Below are 21619 nucleotides of genomic sequence, written 5' to 3'. Positions count from 1 at the left end.
ATGTAGAATAATATGTAGGATTCAATACTACATAATGGCAATTAAAACCACTTAAGAATGTTTACAATTAATTTCAAAGGAAAACCACACCCTAAAGATGGTAAGTTGATTAAGCTGGACATGATTCTTTTCCAGACAGGTTACCCCAGAGTGTCCAAAACACTAAACGTATCAGGACGATATGAGGACTGGGTTGAGTCAAAACAATGCTTTAAACCAAAATCCCAAGATGCATTAAGTAAGAATAAGATTCTGCTTGATCTTCGCCTCAAATATCAAAAAGTAGCCGAAGATTGGGAGGCAGAAGGCATTAAATGGTCACCAGTCCAGTGGTCCCATTATTTTGATGAAAAGCAGAAAGATGATTCAACAAAACAGAAAGTAAAAGTAATGACAGTGTCCCAGTGTATTGACACTATTATGGAAAACATGAAGAGTCAGAAAAGGCTTAAAAACGGAAAATTTATAACTTGTACTAATAACGCCCGCCAGTATAAGTTTTTCAAAAATCAGCTTCAAATATTCACACAAGAAGTATATGGAAAAAGTTTATCAAGCTATTTTTTCAAAGATATCGATGAAAAATTCTTGCAGGATTTTGTCATATATTTTCAGGAAAGAGGAATCCGGGAAAGGACAAGTGCGGGTCTTCCTGAAAAATTAAAAAAGTTTTTAGGAGTTTTTTATAATGCAAATCAAATGGGGCAACCTTACACAGACAAGAAGTTATTTGAATGTGTTCAGCATTATATTAAACGTAAAGAAACCCCTCCTCAAACCATCTCTTACGAGATTATTACACGAATAGAGGAAATGGATAAAAGCCAATTTAGCAATAAAGAAAAATATTGGATCGATTTGTTTCTATTCAGTTTCTATGCAGGAGGAATGGCTAGTGTAGATGTTTGTTATCTTACATGGGATTGTATTGTAGATGGTATAATAATTTACGAACGTACTAAATTCCCCAAAGAAGCCGAAATGCCTTTTAATACCAAAGCAAAAGCCATTGTGGAAAAATATAAAAATAAATGCTATCAAAACTATGTACTTCCTATTTTCACCATAAAACATAAAACAGAACTTCAGCAATGGAGATGTACAAGACGACTTCAGGACAAGGTAAACAGAACCCTGAAAAAAGTATCTAAAATACTCAAACTAGAGAAATCATTCACTTGGTATGCAGCCAGAGGTACATTCATTACCAAAATGATAGATGAAGGATATCATCCGATTGCAGTAGCAAAATTTGCCGGAAATAGTCCGAACACTATATATAAGCATTACTGGGATCAAACCCACAAGGATGATGTACTCAATCATATGAATGAAATGTTTTAGTATTCCATATAACGTAAATTTTTAAAGAAATACCACCACTTCAATCGACAGACACTATTATATCCCTATCTTCAATAAAGCCACGAGAAAAGAAATCAATAAGATAATTTGATTGAATCAAACCGAGCCAGTACTATAATACTGGCTTTTTACTTTTTATTTGTAAAGTAAAAAATATTTTTTTTATACCTTTGATCTATATGAACAGGATAAGACAAATAATCCGGCTCGCAAGTGAGTTTAATTCTCTTTCCGATAGAAGTGAATCGACATAAATCAAATATGTACTTGAGAAGTTAAGTACTAGACAGCTATTGTCATGGTTGAAGTTCATGTTTAATGATCATCTCGACTTAAGCTACTTAGATGCAAATGATATACAGGAGATAGAAGAACGATTTTATCAAATTAGTAATACTTACGAACCTGAAAATATCGGAGTCATAAGAGATGGTTTAAATTTATTAATTGCCTATTGTTTGATTATTATTGACCTTCACCTTACAACAAAATGAAAATTGGGTAAAACGAATTATTAATTTTTTCTCAGGTCAACCACGGATTTTTATTCGGGTCGTAATCCGTCTGAAAAGTAGCCAATTGCCAATCTGTGACAGGTTTCTTGTCTTCAGCTAACTTACGGGGTATCTGCGGATTCAGTTTTAGTTTCGAAGCATCCGAGAGCCACTTCATCGAATCCTCATAATCACGCATACGAACTACACTCACATTGTTAGGCGCTATCAACTTAGTCAGTTCATATATTGCTAGACGGACCATATGTTTTTTCAGGTTGTAGTTCCTGTTATCATGCAAGGATAAGTTAATACCAACTTCGGGGATATCGGCATTTATATCAATTTCCGGATAATACACCTTTGAATTGTATACCACATACTCATGGTCCGACAGTTCGTATTCGTTGTATAGCGAATCATAATCGGCAATTGCACCCCAATTTAACCATTCCAATGGATTGAGATTATTATCAAAACCATCCAATGACAACAGCGTGTAAAACCCATTTTCAAAACTGACCACATCCCATAAACTATATTCTATCGGTTGCCATTCTGAATAGACAACCTCTAACCAACCGTTAACCATCGGAATACGTATATTGGCAAACTTATAGCCATTCTCTTCACGACAGATATATAACATACCATTGTAGCAAACAATATCGTCCTTGTAGTATGTTCCAAACTGAGTGTATATCGGTTTAGATTCTGGTTCTATATTGATATCAATATATTCTTCCCAGTATTCAACATCAGAAGGTGCTTTAAATCCGCTTATCGAACGGATTACCTCGTATATTTTATCTTCAAAATAAACATGAACTCCCACAGGATATGTGATTGCCCTGTCATAGTCGGCAATATACTTACCTTTGCTGAGTTCCTGTTCAATTTCGTAGTTCTCGCTCAGGTATTCTACAATACTTATTTCAGCCGATTCCTCAGCCTGAATAAATCGGTCTGCATTTCCTCTGGTTAATTGCGAGAGTGCATCACTTGTTATCACTCCCAGATAGTCGATGTCATTTAAAAATCTTCTGTACATATAGTAATCTTATACCAAAGAATAGGCAATCTGCTGGGCTTTGGATTTTTAAATATCAAAATAGCCACGACCCAAGAGATAAATCTTAATATTCGACCATTTAACTGGCAAATATAATACCACAATTTTGCTGCAAATGGCGGTATATCACATATTATATTACACATATACAGTCATTTATATTATAACAGGCGAATCACAATGATGGTTTGCTTTTGACTTTGTTTGAATACAGAGGTTTATTGAAATAACTTTACATTATTAAATTAACCTTATTACTATGGCTATGTTATCTCTTCTAAAAAAAAATCAAGTAAAAATACTATTTATTGTATTTATCAGCCTCTTTGCTATCATTACTACATCCTGTTCAGAGAATGATAGTTATTCATTTGAAACAATGGATGATGGAGCTAAACCCGGAACGAAACCAAAGTCAACAATAGAATCCAAACCCGATTCAGTGGTGATCGGAATAAAAGGTAAATAGTATTATATACTTAATCTATTAATTATTAATGAAATTGTATACTGCTAAAGCATTACTTCCACTCATATTTTCACTTATACTTATTTCCTGTAACAATAAGGAAAAGTCAGTGAATTTGCTACAAAAGGCACAGAGTATAGTTGAAAGTAATCCATCACAGGCTTTTATACTGCTTGATTCAATCCGTTCTCCTGAAGAGATGGATACCGATAACTATATGCAATATATTATGACACGTGTACAATCAAAATACAAAACCAATCAGGATATTACCACAGATACATTAATATTCACCGCACAACAATATTTTGATAAAGGAACTAATCCTGACAAGAAAGCCTTAGCAAATTATTATTCTGCAGCAGTCTATGATGAAAAGAAGATATTAGATAAATCGCTTTTATGTTATATGTCTGCGGAACGATACGCAAGGCAAGCCGGAAATTATCTGCTTGCAGGTCGCAGTTTACACAGCATTGCCCATATTTACTATGGAGAAGGATTAATGGATAGTGCTATTGTCCGAATTGGGCAGGCGATGGAGTGCTATAATAGAGCAGGTGGAGCAGAGTTAAACAAGTTGCAGGCGATAAATTTCCTTGGAGTGGCATATCAGGACATCAAAGAATTAGATAGTGCTTATTTATATCTCAATAAAGGGTTAGAGTTGGCTCATAATCTTAATAACTCTGAGTATAAGTCTATTTTGATCAGCAATTTAGGTCTCGTTCTTCGAGATAAGGGTGATTATGAAAAATCAATTAATTATTTTCGTCAGTCAATAATACCTGAAATGAGCCGTGATGATACACTTCAACTCTATCTAAATTTGTCAACGGTATACAATCTCAGCAACAATCTCGATTCAGCTAATTACTATACTAACCTGCTAAAAGAAAGACTTTCCGAAATAACAGACTCATACATACCGCGAAGTATCTACGGGGCACTGAGTGATTATAATGTAAAAACAGGTAATTACAAAGAAGCACATTATTACACACAATTACAAAGGGATTATGATAAAAAGATCGCTGAAGCTGACCTAGCCAATAAACTTATTCAAGCTGAAAATACATATCAACTAGACTTGAAGGAGAAAGAATTAGAAGCCGTTCAGACCCGTTTTTATCTGCTGCTTATCATTGGTGTATTGCTGGTTTCAATGATAATCTGTATCAGTTATTTCAAAGCTAAGAATATGCGCCTAAGAAATCAGCAGGAGAAGGAAAAGAACAGGTTATTGCAAATACAATACGACCAGAAAGCCAACAGTCTGATTTTTCTTCAAAATATATATCGCAAAATATCGAACGAGTGGATGGCTATCGATAAAGAAGTCGATATGTTGGCAGAAGAATACGGAGCCAAAGAAAAGCCGACGATATATATAAGCATTAAGGAACTGATAGAGAATATTAGACAAATTTCCAATAATCAACTGATTGAATGGGCTAAAGATTATCTCATGAACATTCCTAATGGTAAAAGTGCTACATCATACCTTAGTGATTCCGAATTGTTACTGCTAGGACTGTATTGTTACCACTTTACAAAAACGGATATCGCCAATATAATGAAAATATCCGTTAATAGAATTCACCCCATCAAACTGGCTATAAAACACAAGTTCAAAAGAGCAGGATTGTCCGATGCACAGATAGATAAAATATTGTTCTCCAATATCAATAACTAAAATTTTCATGTATAACTGCTGTCAGTAACAAATAACGGACACTGCCTCCGGATATTTTATTGTTGGGGTAGAATGAAATGATCAATCAAAAATATATTTCACATCAAAAATATGCTTATTTTTGATACATGAATTTGAACTTATATACACTTGCAATAGCAGGTACGGTTCTGCTGGGAATCGTACATATTTTATCAACTTTTGTTTTTTATCCGGCTTTCGATGAAGTTTCATTTTGGTTTATCGGAACGGGCTTAGGACTCATTTTTGCAGGTTTAGCCAATTATATGAATTACAGAATCAATAAAGTTGTGACTTATCAGTGTGTCTTTATTATTAATTCGCTTCTTCTTATATTCGCCCTCTTGCTTTCAGTAAGATTGTTTATTCATATACCTGCGATATTAGTAACCATGTTTTCATTACTGCTCCTGATATGTTGCTTAAAGCAAAAGAAATATTGAACCTTAATAACTGAACCCCTCATGTATTACGGCTGTCGATAATATATTACTGTCACTGCTTCCGCTTTTAAACTTATGCCACGTATCACGTAGGTAATAGCATAACAGATAATCCAGACAATCCGATAAATGACCATATCTCTCGTATTTAACTCCCGTCTTTGGGTCGGTCACCTTCGCTTTACACTTTGTCCCGTCATTGTTCTTTAATTGATATATTAAATCCTCTGTCAATTTCCTGCAACGTATATCTATCTGTACCTCCCAACTATTATAACCAGTAAATACCTCATTGACGAAATCGCAACGTGTTACTTGTGGCGGTTGTTTTTTCAATAATTTTAGTTTCGGGCGTAGAACGCCACTACCCAGAATATCCAGTATTACCGTATAGTTATTGATACCATCTTCGTTGACTGTACTTCGCTGCAAACCCGAAGGGTCACCCGTTACATCTACCCCTCCGATATGTTTATCCCTGTACAGTTTATTCTTCATCTTTCTTGACAAGGCCGGAGTATTGTTTTCCTTATTCTCAGGTTTACCCAATATCTCTTCTAAGATAAATACCTTCTTTGTATCGTAATCGATTTGCGCTGTCAGTGCCGACATCTGAGGGGCAACATTGAAATCCCAGACAGTTATTAAAGGTTTGGACGGGTTATAAACTTGTTCTTTCAAGCCTGTGATTAGATGTTTTGCTCCGTCAAACTTATTATAAATAGCCATATCATTTGCTTCCACAAAATCCCAGTTGCCATATAGTAACCTTTCTTTTGTAGCCTGATCACGAATTTTATTCAATGCTGCTTCATATGTCTGTCTGAAGGCAATATTCGGATTATCGTATACTGAGAAAGGAACGTATGCTTCACCTTCCCTTGTTGTAACCTTTTCCCCGTTTTCATCCTGTACGAATCGACCACGAACCCAGTTTGTTGTAGGGTTTGTAGTCATCAGCATCCGTGATGTCTTAAATGTCTCATGCGTTCTCCATCGAAGACGGGAGAACAGTACCTCAATTGCTTTCTCCGAAATCTCGGAACATTCATCCACCAAGGCAATTGTGTATTCCGAAGAACCGAAACGCTCGAAGTTCGGGTCACTGGGAATATCTGCCATCTCCTTCATGATGATGACTGAATCGTTCCAGAACAAGAGTGTACCTTCCAGATTATTAATTTTAAAGTTTACATCTTCTTTCAATCCCCAATCCTTTAATACTGATTTTATCGTGTTCCATGTTGATTCTTTCAAAGATTTGAGCGTTTTACGCGCAACAACAGCACGAATGTTATCAAACCTGATACAACTACTGATAAGCCATACACTACCCAGATAGCTCTTGCCCCCGCCCGCAGCGCCACCTCCGAGTATAAGCTGTGGTAAATTCTGATTCAGGCACTTAACACAATGCGGTTTGTATTGTGGGTTTTGATTAATATCATAACCTATCAATATCTGCTCGATACCTCCACCACATAAAGGACAAAAATCAGGTTGTAAGAGCTTCCATAATTCGTATTGACGAGGTGACGGCTTAAAATCAATTCGGACAGACTTAGGCGGTTTTAGTTTATTACTCGCCATTACATTATCTCGATTGTGATTTCCTTCTGAGTACTCAATATCGTATTCAGCTTATCGGATGTAACTCTCGATTGCAGCACCTTACCTTTTACCGTATTGAAACCTACTATCAGGCAACCTGCACTGTCTTTTTCATCGATGCCCGAATGAATTAATATTCCTATAAAGTGTGGTACAATATGCAAGTATGGAAGTACTCGTCTGAATCGTGGGCTGTACTCCATAGTAACTTTATAAGTTCCTGCTGGAATAGCAGTTTCAGCATATATTTTTTCTTTACAGGTACAGGCTAAACCTTTGGGTGTTTTGGAGCAGGTTATGGGAAGACTCCTGACCTTATCTTCTATAACATTACAGAAGAAAACTCCATCGATGTATAAGTCGCTTATAGTATATGTTTCTCCTTTAAATTTTCGTTTGAGTAATAATCTCATCTTTGACATAATTTGTGGTTATATCAAAGAATAGGAAGGAATAAGATTGGATGGTTAATTATAAGATAGGTGATAGAGTATATAAAAGAAAAATAGAGACGATATTAAATCATAACTACTAATATTCGGATACTTCTCTTGAAGTGGGTCCGTGCTTATCCATAAACTAGTTCTCGGATCATAATACCTTGCCCCGTAATAATACAACCCAGTTTCTTCATCCAACTCTTTGGCATTAAACAGGAATGGCGTGTTCCATTTGTTATTACGTTCCTCGATAAATACCTCACCGAACGGCACATACTCGATATGCTGCACAATTTCACCGTCCAAATTAGTAATTACTTGCATTATTAACTTATTGAAACAACAATCCCGCCAAGCTATTTATGAGTGGCGGGATTGTTGTTTTATAGCGGATTAGAAATCCGAAAGGATCGAGTGTTAAACATAATTCTCTTATTTAGGTACTTGTACTCCATATAATTCTCGGTGTATATTACCCAACCTATCAAAGATTATTTCATATCCTTCAAATATCACGGTTCTTCTTAAAACTTCCCCTTCACGTTTACCAAACTTACCAATTTTGTTAGGGTAAGGTGTTCCAAAGATATAATCATAATCAAAAGAAATGATAGGAATTGTCTTATCATTAACAATGCAAAATCTTTTTATATTACTAAACGTTATGCTATTTTTTGGATAATTCTTTACTCCAATTCTAAAATATAAAGAATCGGTTCTTTCTAAAGAAAAAGCTACTTCATAAGAATCAGGTAAATTCATACTTTCTATTCTTTCATTCAATTTGATTTCAACCTTATCGGGTAAAATGTATATAATTGAATCTATTTCCTGAGAATAAGAATTGTAGAAAGACAAACATAAAATAAAAAATAAAATTATCTTTTTCATATTATTGAAACATTAAAATTGAGGTGTACCACTTCTCCCCCATAGCCTTAAGGCTTGAGAACCAATATCAAAACCCGTTGATGTTTTTCCAACATTAGTAGTTATAGCTCCGCTTGGTGAGACTCTATGGATATAAACTGAAGTTCCTACATTTACCGGATCCATTGCATCAATACCATAGATTGGAAGTTGAACTCTCCTTGCTGTAACTGCATCTTTATCAGGAGACATTGTTTTTAGAGTTATAACATTGGAATTTGTACTTTTTGGATGAGAGTGAACTTGACCAATTAATAACACTCTAGCATCTTCTCCTTGATCAGTATTTGGATTATTTCTTAACAGACTTCCAATTGAAGGTGCAGGAAAGTATTCTAAGTTAGTTTCTCCATTTGTCCCAGAAGCTCCAATCTCAGACGATATTTTAGCATTTTTTCTATCTAACAGAATATACAACTGTTGCTCAACTTTATTATCTCCAAATGACAAATCTGCAATTTTTTGCATATCCTGATTGATTTTCTCCTTATCAATAGTTATAATTTTACTATTTTTTTGCAATTCTATCATCTTATCAAACTGTTTCTTATCTGTTGAGTTAATATTCTTGAAATTTTCATCATCCATCAATCGCATATTATCACCAGGTCCTTTATCTGATCCTAGCAACTTCCCATTTGAACTACTATAATAATCATCCCTTCCATCAGGATCAACCATATTTACGGGATTGTTAGAACAGTAATGATAAGGCGTCTTATTCGGATACTTCTCCTGCAAGGGGTCAGTACTTATCCAAACAGATGTCCGTGGATCATAATACCTCGCCCCATAATAATACAATCCAGTCTCTTCATCCAACTCCTTGGCATTAAATAAGAACGGCGTATTCCACTTATTATTACGTTCCTCAATAAATACCTCACCGAACGGCACATATTCGATATGCTGCACAATTTCCCTGTCCAAATTAGTAATTAAAGACAAACTTCTCAAATGATATAAAATAAAATCCCGCCAAACTTAATGAAGGGCGGGATTTTCTTGTCTAAAAGTAGAATTCCTATTAAAATGTATTGCTAATAGATATTTTTTCCTATCACTAATGAAATAAATAATATGTCACGTTTTAAAATATTAGCTAATACATATTCATCAGGATAATTCGTTTCCACAAATAACTTACCATTTACAGGGATTGATGTTCTATCTGTTTTACCATTTTTGTTTATTTGTGAAAAACCAACAATGTCTCCGTCTAATGCATAAGGAAAAAGATGATCTGAACCTGTGAAACTTCCTAAAGAATCAAAGTTCTTATTTTTATTGTTAATGGTAAATTCTTCTGATAATATTTTTTCTTTATCTACAGTAAATAGTTTTAAAGTATCTCTTTCATGAATCCAAACAAATGACTCTAAAGAGTATGTTGAATAGAAAAAAAACACCTTATTACCATCATTTGTCAAGTCAAGAATTAATTTTTCAGTTTTTTTATGAACTTTTTCAATATTCTTAAATGTCAACTTTGAATATGATTTACAAGACATAATAGTAAAAATGACTAAAATATTTATTAATACAAGCTTTTTCATATTTTAAATTATTGTAGAGGAGCCATTCTGCCGCTTGGATCTGGAGCACTTTCTGGCAAAGCAGCAGGGGTTGGCAATGAACTTCTAATTGCATTAAATTTATCCCAAGATTTCCCTGATTTAACAGACCCTACTCCAAGAAAAGTAGAATACTTCATACTAATAGAATTACCTGTACTATTATAGAATTGAACTTTATTATCTCTTGATCCAACTAGGAATGCATTGTTTAAATAGCCTCCATTTTCCATATTTCCTTGAAAAGTATAATCTGCTGGAGAAGGATTTGAAGCACCTAAATTAAGGCCTCCTATGCTTACCGTTGGATGAATATGCCAATAATGTTCAACATCACCATATGCCGGTGCTTGTCTTGTCCCTCCTATCATAAATGTAGCGATAGAGGCCACAACTTTTTTTGTACTACCATCTGGATGAGTTTCTGTTATTCTGGCTGGGGTACCTCCATCCCATTGCTGAATATTACCACTTGTTGTTTTATGTCCTCCAAATTCAAGTCCATGTGCTCTTGTATTTGCAACACTTGCTTCAACGGCTGTTCTGGTTGCATTATCTGGAATTCTAGCTAAGGTCTTACTATCAACCAAATTTCCGTTATAATATTGTCCAACTTTAGTAGCTTTATTAATTGCACTTAAAGTTTTACCTTTAGCAACATATACATGATTATTATTTTGACCATCTGTTCCTCTCCAGACTCCTTTCTGATCATAGAAATCAGCCTCTCCATCTGGGTCTATTTTACTAAATGGATTGTTAGAACAATAATGATAAGTGGTTTTGTCTGGATTCTTCTCTCCTTGAGGATCAGTACTTATCCAAATGCTCGTGCGTGGATCGTAGTATCTCGCCCCATAATAATACAATCCCGTCTCTTCATCCAACTCCTTGGCATTAAACAAGAACGGCGTATTCCACTTATTATTACGTTCCTCAATGAACACCTCACCGAACGGAACATACTCGATATGCTGCACAATTTCACCGTCCAAATTAGTAATTAAAGACGAACTACCCAAATGATCACTGTGATAATAAAACTGATACAACTCAGGATTATCATTCTTACCCGGATCAAAAGAACGGGTTGTCGGAGTATCATTACAACAGAAACCGCCGCCATTCACTTAATCTTCGTAGTCTTTTCCGTTGAAATATCTAAATGATCAACCCTGACAGTTTATCCTGACAGGGTTGATATAGAGCTACAGCCAAATAGAGTTAGCTAATCTTTCATAGAACAGAAGCACAAAGAGTCTAGTATTAAGTCAAATAAATATTTCTTCTCTTCATTGACGTTCTTATAATAAACTCTAATAGTTTTATAGGCATCTTCTCTCCAATATTTATTATTCAGATTGCCAGTATAAGATATTTTACTTTGTATTGTATCGGTTTTCTCTATAACAAACCCTTCATTCTCATTTAAAAGAGGTAGTCTTACCATTGAACCTTCAAATATTGTAATATTTGATAAATCTCTATATGTATAACTTATGTAAACGCCTTCATCATAATTAAACGTATCTTTGTTATAATTATTAGGGATACATATTTTTATTTTTTTTGATATGAGATTCTCTTCTATAGAATATAATTTTTCTTGTGCTCTAATACTAATATTGGATACTAATATACAAACTTGAATAATCATTAGATTCTTAATCATCTTTTTTACTTTCATAATTATCTCGGGCTTGTGATGCTACAACTTCAATGTGATCTTCTAATTTTTTATTTGCTTTAACAAACACAGAACCATAAACATTCATTTTCAATTCATCATCCCACTCTGTATAAGGCTCATTGACGAATCTATGCCAGGGATCTACGCTTGGGTCAGTCTTACTCAACTCATAGAAGTACGCATGACCATACCCTTCATGAGCTGTATTTTCGGCTTGTTTACCTTCGCTTAGCAAAGAACTAGTGTATACCCAAATATCATTATCTATAGATTTAGTTCCATACTCTGCAGGGTCTGGTACTGCTGTTAATCCATAATAATAGTTACCACTCTTAGATTCGCCTGTGAAAGGTTTTCCTTCTGCATCTTTTTCTGTTACAGCAATTTTATAAGTTCTTGTACTATTTACTAATGTTTTTAACGCTGTGAAATTTTCAGAATTGCTATTTCCCTCATTTATCTTTGATGGATCAACGTTTCCATCTTTATTAAATTGAATAAATTTAGCTTCATCTTTTGTTAATGTATTCAAAATATTTCTTTGAGCATCACTACTCGTAGTCACTACTTTTCTTCCATCCGGATCAATATATTTCACTGGATTCAACGCACAATACGCATAACTACTAATATTCGGATACTTCTCTTGCAACGGATCGGTACTTATCCAGATGCTCGTCCTCGGATCATAATACCTTGCCCCATAATAATACAATCCCGTCTCTTCATCCAACTCTTTGGCATTAAACAAGAACGGCGTATTCCACTTATTGTTACGTTCTTCGATAAAGACCTCTCCGAACGGCACATACTCAATATGCTGCACAATTTCGCCGTCCAAATTAGTAATTAATGATGAACTTCCCAAATGATCCGAGTGATAATAAAACTGATACAACTCAGGATTATCATTTTTTGAAGGATCAAAAGAACGGGTTGTCGGAGCATCATTACAGCAGAAACCGCCACCATTCACATAATCGTCATTATCTTTTCCGTAATACGGTACTTCAAAATATGCGTAACGGTCTTTGATAGTTTGCTGGCTTTGTTGGTATTTAGCTTTGTAGTCTACCTTAGCACCATCTACTTCCGAACCTGCATATTCTAACCTGCGCGGGTCTTGTCCGTAACTCTCCAGATCACCCAGTTTACTAACGATACGTTGACTACCGATGTAAATATGTTTAGTATACTGTCCGCCTTTGCTGACTACCAGATACGGATTGATATAAGCCGTAAAGTTAGCCGTCTCGGTACGTCCTCCGCTGAACACATCATTTACATAAATACCTTCATCGTCTCCTGAGGTTTTGATGACTCTTTCTCCACTGGCATCATACCAATAACCGCTGATAAACCCGTTATCGTTAATAGCCTGTAAACGGTTCTCTTCGTCCCAAAGCAGTTTGCGTTCGTTGGCTTTTTCATTCGCCTGTCCGTCCTGTTTTTCACGTGCTGTATTTACATACACCAGATTTCCATTAGCATCATACTCATAGGCATGGTCTTTAGTAATCTTATCCTTAGCGGCATCACCTTCGGTACGGTAATTCTCATCTTTCAGATTAGCAATCTGATGAGGTTTCTCACTACTGTAAGCATAAGACAAATCATAACCGGCTTTAAGGATACCATCAAACTGGATGCCCTGTTGCTGCATATGCTGTTTCTTAGCCGTGATGTTGTGTAGGTTGTCATAGGCCATTTCCAGCGTATAGGAAGCTGTTTTAGTTCCTGTTCCCTGATAAGTACCTGTGGCACTTTGAAGACGATACAGCCCATCATAATTATAGGTATGGCTCATTTGCCCTCCCATACCTGTTACGGGTGCAGGAGCGGTGTTGATTACGCTCAGTACATTATCTACCTTGTCATAAGAATAAGCATTATTCATTATCTGCTTGCGGGTGTCTTTACCCGAAATAACCATCAGATTAGACAATCTTCGACGCTCGTTGTCATATGAATAGTTGGTTTCTGCTCCGTTACAGTATTTCATGTAGATGCGTTGCTCGAACTTGTCATACCCCAGCTTGTTCACATAGTTGTAAGAATAAGCTTTTTCCCCTTTCATGCTTTCGAGCAATCCGGCAGTATTGTAGCTGTAGCTGATCTTCTCACCGTCAGGATAAATCATTTCCTCGATACGATTCCATGAGTCGTATTTCCACTGGGTAACATAGGACGCGATCGCCTGATTAGGTATAATCACCGTTCTTTTTACCTTGGTCATTTCGCCTAATCTGCCGTAGAAGAATTCCTGTGCTCCGGTGGCATCTTCCTGTAACATCAAGCGTCCCACACGGTTGTGTGAAGCGTTTTTGTTACCGTAACTGTACTTCACATTATTTTCAGGATGATTCGGATAGCTAACCGATAACAAGCGACTGTACTCGTAATCATAGGTAATAAACTTACCTTCTTCTTCCAGATTAGCGGTTTGTTTAGTGAGCAAGTTACTTGCATTGTCGTACTTTAGGTTTGTTACTCCCGATGCAGGGTGTATTACCTGCGTACGACGACCTGCCATATCGTAAGCCGATACGGTTTCATTGTTCCCGTTATCAATCGCTTTTAATAACTGGTTGATCGGGTCAAACTCGAAACGGGTGGTAATCGTTCCGTCAGGTCCTGACAATTGCTCTGTTTTGGTGGTTAATCCCGAACCGTTGGTAAAGGTCGATTGTTTGCCTCCCATAGCATCCGTAACGGTAGTTACTAATGTACGGCTGCTGTTGTCTTTGGTATAAGCCATCAGTGATTCACTGTTATCAGGCAGGATTGTTTTTACCGCCCTGTCCATAATATCGTACTGCGATTTAGTCGGAGTTACGGCATCGAATGCAGGATTGAACACTGTCTTGCTTCCCATATTTTCAGATACAGGATAGAATGCTTCTCTTACACGACCAAATGGGTCAAACTTGGCACGTCCGCTAACGATCATTACCTTCTTATCCACCGGATTGGTTCCGTTGGTCGTTTCAGTAATTACACCGTCTTTTTTGACTTGTATGGCTCTACCGAATCCGTCTGTAAATGTTACTGTTTCCAGATCGTCTGTCGGGTTTTGCGGATCGTAATGTTTAGTTAGGGCATAGGCAGGCGATTTAATGCCTGTCGCATCCTTTACAATTTGCGGATGGTATTCGAACTTAATAGTATAAGGTAGTCCCAATACTTGTTCGTTAGGGCCAGTGATTGTTTCTACACGCCCAAACTGGTCGATAGTAGATTCAAGCGTATAGCCGTTCATATCACGGGTTGTCAATGGAATACCGAAACGGTAGTCGTAGTTTTCCATTTCACTGCGATAGCCGAAGGCATCTTCCACCCGTTCCACATACATAGTATAGTCTCGGTCATACAGGTATTTATAGAACATCCGTTGTCCTTTGCTGTTTGCAGGAAGTGTTTTGCGAGTAATATTACCGTATTTGTCATACGTAATATCGATCTCTGCTTTATTGCCTCCTTCATCCAGTGTTTGGGTTACTTTAGTCAGGTGGTTGGCATAGGCAAGGTCGTATGCTGCTTCTGTCTGGCGGTATAGTTTACCGTCCGATCCTTTTACCTGTACTTTTACTGGAAGACCAAGTATATGCTTCGCTGTATTGTTGGTGTATTCAACAAATGTCTGATAGTTGAATGCTCCTGTTCCTGTATTTCCTAAAGTTCCCTTATCGCTGTACTTATAGCTCTTAAGGTCTCCGAAATAACCGTTCAGGTAATATTCGTAATAGCTTTCGTTGGCAGTCATACCGTCCGCCTGTCCTTCGTATACTACCGATTTGGCGTATTTCATCGGAGTAAAGGCAATGGCACGGTCTGAACAGATCGAGTTATCGGAAACGAAGCTGTATGTATCTGCTGAAGCGGTTACTTTGTAGCTGTGGTATTCGTTTACGCTTTCTGTAAATTTATTACCCGATGCGTCTTCAACTACCGAGCGTTTCTGATTTCCTGCGGTATAAACCGAGTTTACATCGTATTCCTGTATGGCTTTACGATACACTTTGTTTGCCTCTGTGGATTCGGTATCGATATTCTTGGTGATTACTTTACCGAAACCTAAGAATTCGCGTTCGTGGCGTTCCTGTTTTCCATCAGCGTATTCGAAGATGGTTTTCATATTGGCTCCGTCGTCCAAAATACCGTCGTTTACTTCTACGGATTTCATCACCCATTTACCTCCGGGGTGATCGTAGGTGGCTTGCGATCGGTCATAGTCTACGGTAAAGCTGCCGCCTAATGGATTGTTTACGGATTTCAGTTTGTTGGTACGGGCTATCGTGGATCGGTAAACCGTCATCTTGCCATCTTCGTCGGATGAGACGATTTCGGGGAAACCGTCGCCATCAACATCACGTAGGTCAAATTGAGTGCGGCTCATACTTTTGGATACACTAAGCCCCGGATTAATAGAAACCTTTAGTGGTGCAAAAGGAATAGGAATAGGGAAACTTGTTGTAAATGATGCATTCAACGACTCTGATGTACTGGCCGATTTACTTATATCGCCCATACCTTGCCATGGAATAGCCCCGGTAAATCCATTACCGGTATTGAATGCAACCAGTATTGAGTTTCCCTCTTTCCATACTTTATCTGCTAGCCCGTCAGAATCCACATCCATCAGAGCGTAATTTGTGTCATTAAATGTTGTTGCCAAACCAAAACCTGCAGAAATACTCGATCCTCCGAAATCAAATCCGAGGCTTGCCCCTGCATTGATGGATATACTCTTACCTGAATTGATTGAATTTAGATCCCAGTCAACAGCTTGGGAAAATCCATAACCCATATTTAACTGTACTTGTTTATTAGAAAGAATCTTATCGGGTAAACCGTCTCCGTTGACATCCATAAAAGTCTCTACCGCTTCATCTTCATTCCATGGTACTTCGATAGAACCTGCCGGCGTAACCTGTAATTTAGCTTGTTCTGCCGACTGGTTTGCAGTCCGAGCGTCTTTTTTCTGTTGTAGGCCGTCTTTATATTTTTTCATTTCGGAAGGATTACTCAGGTACTTAGCTGAAGCTGTAACGTTTGAAGAAGCATGTACAGGATTACCTCCGTAACCGGCACTTTTTGATGAGCTCTTACTCTTATGATTACCTATTCCACTTATAACTTCTCCGTCAAAACCTCCTTTTGCATTAGTAAACTGTATTTGGTTAGAAGTAATGATGTCGGGATAACCGTCTCCATTCATATCGGCAAAAGATGTAAGAGTTTTACTCTCTCCGCTTGACGTACTGGTAGTGATACCCATTACACCCACCATCCCGGCTATACTGCTGCTTTTGGTTTCTTGTATTACTCCAAATGCTCCGGAACCGGGTATGCAACTACCACCTGTCGACTGTCCACCCCCTATGGTTGAAAGTGGGTTTGTCAGGACAACATTTTGCTCTCCTAAACGGGAACTACTGATTATATTTCCTGCAATGAAAGCTCCTTGATTCTGCCCTGACCATTTCTGCTGAATAGTATCATTCTGATTGATAGACATCGGAAGGAATGCCGTTGAGACAGGATCCATCGTATCATTTTCACTTTCGGGTAATTTCAGCATATTCTCTGCGATAGGATTTCCATAACGCCCGTTGTTGGAATTATAGACAAACTGCCCCCAACCACGGTTTGTTATACCAAATCCATCATAATCTCTTGTTGTAAAGGTATTAATGGCAATAGTTGAGCTTGATCCGTTAACTGTGATAATTGCAGAAGGATTTCCTAATTTACTTAAAAGTTGTTTATCAATTACATAATATTCCACCCAAATTGTTCCTGCTTGTGCTGCAAGCGAATTTATTATTGAGCTTGGGGCAATTATACCATTAGTGATTGTTACTTCTTGTTTTAAAACTAATCCTGTAATATTCTTTACTGCCATCAATAGTTTTCCATTGATGGAAAGATCGGCTATTGCTGGAAGACCCGAGAATTTCGGCTCTATTTTCAGATTGCCATTCACTGCAAGATTATAAGGCTGCCCTTCCATCACATGACTTGCATAAGACTGGTAAGATACGGTAGCCCGGCTCTTAATAGTATTACCTGCAACATTATATTCAGCAACAGGATTCCACTTAATATTCTCTAATGCTACATTTGTTTGAGAAGCTATTTCAAATTTCAGATTCACTCCGTTAATTGCATTATTTATATTGAAGGATAGCTCTCCCGTATGTGTTTCGTCCCATGCAAAGTTTTTGGTATAAACGACTGATTCCGTATAAGAGGGGTTGTTACTTCCATCATCTAATATTTTATCGTTTGACAATAATACACGTAGAGTTACATTATCGGAAGTAACAGGCTTTTCGAATGCACCTTTTACCAGTACATTCACCGGACTGTTCAATCGAAGCGTGTTATCCTCACTGTATACATATCCTTCTGATGCTTTGTAAACAGCCGTACCCTGACTATTCGGATTAATCTGGTTAGTTCGGTCTATATAAGTAATAACCGGCGACCACATCACTTCATCAAAAGCTCCGTTGGACATACGGTCTGCTCCTGATTGCAGACGGAAATATACTTTCTGTCCTTTGGTTACACTTATACTACCTACTGTTGCCTGATAAGAATTGAAGTCCCCTTTAGCTATAGATTTATACCATCTCTCGTTACTTCCAACCTGAATGGCTACTCGTACACCATCCGCTTTTTCATATTCCTCTTCGTCATAGCCTGCTTGTGGCGACTGTAACTGAACATTTCCTTCGATCTTGATAGTTCCGTTAAATGGTGCTTCCCAAACTCTAACGGCATCTAACATCGGTGAGTTTTGAACCAACTCTTCCTGCTCCTGGGGATCGATCTGTGTATCGGAATCATCTATAATACCTCCTGCCATCATCGGACTGGGGGTGTCTCCACTACTTAGTGTAAAAGTAGGAATCAGCTTGCCATTGTTATCTTTCTCAATGTGGTTGAAATAAACTTTTCCATTCAGAACAAGGTCTACCAGACCGTCATTATTTATATCCGATAAATAGACTGTAGTTTTAGAGGTTGTACTGCTCTTATCGACACCTGCCACAGCTGTTAACTTTAAATATCCGGGGTTGACTTTTGCTCCTCCTCCATTGGTCGAGGACTTAGTTTCTGCAAATTTTGAAATTCCGTTTATTTTTATTTCATCACCATATTTGGTTTCCGAATCTGTTTTTTGAGAAACATTAGGTCTGTAATAAACAGAACTGCCTTTTTGATAAACTTTATCCGGTAGTCCGTCTCCGTCAATATCGACCAATGTTGACAGACCTTTTGTTGTACTGCTGGAATAACTGTAACTACCTCCGACAGTCATACTTTTAGTGGCTAAATCACCATTAAAAGGACCAACACCTGCATAAAAAGAGGCACTTGTTGCGGTAGTGACACTACCCCCTAATGCACTCGCCTTATCACTAAATCCGGGAACTCCCAGATTTGATACCGGATTAATAAACCCGGCATCTATACCATCATCATGTAACTTCCATGTCTCAGCATTTGTTTTAAACGGCTTATACCCGTTTTTCGAGTCCACGTCATCATAATACTCCATCGTATGGCTTGCAAACTCAGCCCCGTAAGCATCCAGATGCGTTACCTTATCCAATATATTGGTATTAAAAGCACCTGCCTTATAAGCAAAAGTATAACTTCTGAGTGTTTGACCCTCAAAAGCAATATCCACCTTATTCAATAATTTATTACTCGAAGTAAGGAAACCGTATCTTGCCGAATTGGTTTTCTTATCTTTCTGGGTAGTACTTGTTAAAGTAACCACCGTATGCGGATCATTTCCTTTATTACCTGCTCTTACCTCTTTCAGGTAAATAGCTTTAGCTGTCAGACCTCCCTTAACAGGTTCGTCTACCGTTTCATAAATGTATTCGATATAATCGCCGTGCAATTCTTCCACACGAGACAGTTTCCATTCTACGACCACATCTTTGTTTCCGTTTAATGTTTTTGCCGAACCTTTAAGTACTGTACCGTATGTATATTTAGTTCCCGACTTATCGGTTACTTCCCATGTATAATCGGCAGGAGTGCTGCCTTTACGAATTATCTTCGAGAAGCTGCCTTCGTTTCTCGGATAGAACTGACGGTCTGTCTTGCGGTTGATCTTATCGCCACGGTGAGCTACGGAGCTTTCGCCCGAATCGTCCATCGTCATAAGCATACTTCCACCCATCGAATAAGTCTCGGTTTCTTTCGCATCGTCATAGCGAGGTACGCCCCAGCGGGTATCTACCGATATGCTTGAAGTGCTCAAATCCCATCCTTCGCCTAACCAGCCACTACCACCATCGGAGTTGTATTGAATACCCAGACTCGGTTGCATACCGTTACGTGCCGGAGGCATCTCAAAACCGTAGCTCAATCCTGCCGAACCTCTGTTGTTAGCCGCAGGAGGTGCAATCACCTGCACTTTTGCCGTAGGGTCAGCCGCCTTGATGTCGTTCATCATCGTAGGTGCAAAACCTTGCGTTTCGGGCGATTCGGGTGTTTGTATCACCCCGTTTATCATATCCGTAAAGTGGGTAGTGGTAGATACAATCAGTTGATTTTTTTTATCGATCGTATCCCGTTTTAATGCCACCCAGTGTTTTGTATCGAGGTCAAAATAATAAGTCTTGATATCATCTTCCGTATAACCGTTCGGTAATTTGGTACGGTCGTACTTGATAGTTACTTTAGCTCCGTCTGCAAAATGTTCGCCATGAGGAAGGAAACGATACCCCCTATGCGAAGCCGTCACATTGCTCATAGCCATATCCAAAGCAGGAAGGTCGATGTGCCTCAATGAAGTGATCGAAATATTTTTAGTTGCCAGAAGGGCTTTCGAATCCACATTCAACAGAGCCGTTTCGAGTTTCAAATCTTCCGCAATACCTTTTTGGAAGGTTTTGGAAGTTTGTTTTGTATTGTTATTCATCGCATACTCTATATCGGCAGAAGCACCGTTTGTAAAGTTGATTTCTTTACTTACTTCTTTACCGTTTGCCAGTATGGCTTTTACGTTTACTGTTCTGTTTGCATTTAACGGAACAACGGTTTCAAACTCGCCGTTGGAAGCATTTATTTGTTTTCCGTCGACATAGATTTTAGAGCCGGCTATATTTTTGTCCTGAATAAAACCATGTACATAGGCTTTATTGTCATAGCTTGTTTGTGTAGCGTTTACAATCAGCGGCGATTGACTCGCTCCTTTTTCCACCTCGATGGAGAGGTTCTTTACCTTGTATCCGTACTGTGCATTTTCTGGTAAGCTGAACTGAATCCGGTTATCTCCTTTTTTCAACCATGCAGCATTGAGTTGCTCCCGTTGCAAAGCCGATTTATCGGATAGTTTTACCAGATAACCGCCTGTTGCCAATCGGTCGTTAATGCTTTTTGGTACATTGGTATAATCAGATACGCCTTCCAGTTCATAGCTCAGCCATACTTTATCATTTTCAGAGAATGTCCGGTCTAGGTTGATGGTAAAGATATTATCCGAAGGGTTGTCGAGTTGCTTGCCTGCGTAACTGCCGATAATACCTTCCTTGTTAGTAGAAAGGTATTGAATGACGGCTGTTTTTGTTGCTGCTTCTTTCCCTTGTCGGGTTGAATCTAACGGTTGCACGTCCACCGCATTGCCCCGGGCTGTTGCCGTTATCTGATTGGTGTTGCTTTCTGCCGAAGCCGAAGCATATTCCTGCGGACTTTTCTGAGAGAGGGTTACAGCTCCCAAAATCCCGGCACACGCTATCAGTGTGCCGATGAGTATATATTGTTTCTTTCTGGTCTTCATATTTTT

At 37.9% G+C, this 21619-nt stretch carries 12 protein-coding genes and 1 pseudogene; 3 read left to right on the top strand and 10 right to left on the bottom strand.

Going from position 1 to position 21619, the window contains the following annotated elements; all coding sequences use genetic code 11:
• The first annotated feature begins 57 nt into the window (after positions 1–57).
• Positions 58–1344, top strand: a complete 1287-nt coding sequence (locus tag G7Y57_RS04050; protein WP_165020919.1) for a tyrosine-type recombinase/integrase — start codon at positions 58–60, stop codon at positions 1342–1344.
• 546 nt (positions 1345–1890) lie between these two features.
• Here G7Y57_RS04050 and G7Y57_RS04045 read toward each other — a convergent pair.
• Positions 1891–2910, bottom strand: a complete 1020-nt coding sequence (locus G7Y57_RS04045; RefSeq protein ID WP_165020918.1) for a hypothetical protein — start codon at positions 2908–2910, stop codon at positions 1891–1893.
• Between the two features lie 280 nt (positions 2911–3190).
• Between G7Y57_RS04045 and G7Y57_RS04040 the strand changes: the two genes are divergently transcribed.
• Positions 3191–3400: a hypothetical protein gene (locus G7Y57_RS04040; protein ID WP_165020917.1), complete on the top strand. Its 210-nt coding sequence runs from the start codon at positions 3191–3193 to the stop codon at positions 3398–3400.
• A 28-nt stretch (positions 3401–3428) separates the two neighbouring features.
• Complete coding sequence (locus G7Y57_RS04035; RefSeq protein WP_165020916.1) at positions 3429–5096, top strand: tetratricopeptide repeat protein; 1668 nt, start codon at positions 3429–3431, stop codon at positions 5094–5096.
• Positions 5097–5563: 467 nt separating this feature from the next.
• Here the strand turns inward: G7Y57_RS04035 and G7Y57_RS04030 are convergent, their stop codons facing one another.
• The 9 genes and pseudogenes from G7Y57_RS04030 to G7Y57_RS03990 all read right to left on the bottom strand — a co-directional run bounded on the left by G7Y57_RS04030 (position 5564) and on the right by G7Y57_RS03990 (position 21613).
• Positions 5564–7150: a phage terminase large subunit gene (locus G7Y57_RS04030; protein WP_165020915.1), complete on the bottom strand. Its 1587-nt coding sequence runs from the start codon at positions 7148–7150 to the stop codon at positions 5564–5566.
• Positions 7150–7584 (bottom strand): DUF5675 family protein, encoded by a 435-nt coding sequence (locus tag G7Y57_RS04025; RefSeq protein ID WP_165020914.1) that lies wholly within the window; start codon positions 7582–7584, stop codon positions 7150–7152. Before G7Y57_RS04025 ends, G7Y57_RS04030 begins: the two co-directional genes overlap by 1 nt.
• Positions 7585–7695: 111 nt before the next feature.
• A pseudogene (locus G7Y57_RS04020) lies at positions 7696–7926 on the bottom strand (RHS repeat domain-containing protein); the annotation flags it as partial.
• 117 nt (positions 7927–8043) lie between these two features.
• A complete protein-coding gene (locus tag G7Y57_RS04015; protein WP_165020913.1) occupies positions 8044–8502 on the bottom strand; it encodes a hypothetical protein in 459 nt (152 codons plus the stop codon).
• 12 nt (positions 8503–8514) lie between these two features.
• On the bottom strand, positions 8515–9471 hold the full coding sequence (locus G7Y57_RS04010) for an RHS repeat-associated core domain-containing protein (protein WP_255491333.1): 957 nt from the start codon (positions 9469–9471) through the stop codon (positions 8515–8517).
• 110 nt (positions 9472–9581) lie between these two features.
• The gene (locus G7Y57_RS04005) at positions 9582–10097 is read right to left on the bottom strand and encodes a hypothetical protein (RefSeq protein WP_165020912.1); all 516 of its coding nucleotides are present in this window, start codon (positions 10095–10097) and stop codon (positions 9582–9584) included.
• Positions 10098–10105: 8 nt separating this feature from the next.
• Entirely contained in the window at positions 10106–11245 is a 1140-nt protein-coding gene (locus G7Y57_RS18140; protein WP_165020911.1) for an RHS repeat domain-containing protein, read from the bottom strand.
• A gap of 98 nt (positions 11246–11343) precedes the next feature.
• Complete coding sequence (locus G7Y57_RS03995) at positions 11344–11802, bottom strand: hypothetical protein (RefSeq protein WP_165020910.1); 459 nt, start codon at positions 11800–11802, stop codon at positions 11344–11346.
• A complete protein-coding gene (locus tag G7Y57_RS03990) occupies positions 11780–21613 on the bottom strand; it encodes a SpvB/TcaC N-terminal domain-containing protein (protein ID WP_165020909.1) in 9834 nt (3277 codons plus the stop codon). The genes G7Y57_RS03995 and G7Y57_RS03990 overlap by 23 nt, the downstream gene beginning before the upstream one ends.
• Positions 21614–21619: the final 6 nt, after the last annotated feature.

The organism is Dysgonomonas sp. ZJ279 (assembly GCF_011039205.1).
Classification (GTDB): Bacteria; Bacteroidota; Bacteroidia; order Bacteroidales; family Dysgonomonadaceae; genus Dysgonomonas.
The sequence above is the reverse complement of the archived record's forward strand: the minus strand, read 5'-3'. Positions and strand labels throughout refer to the sequence as shown.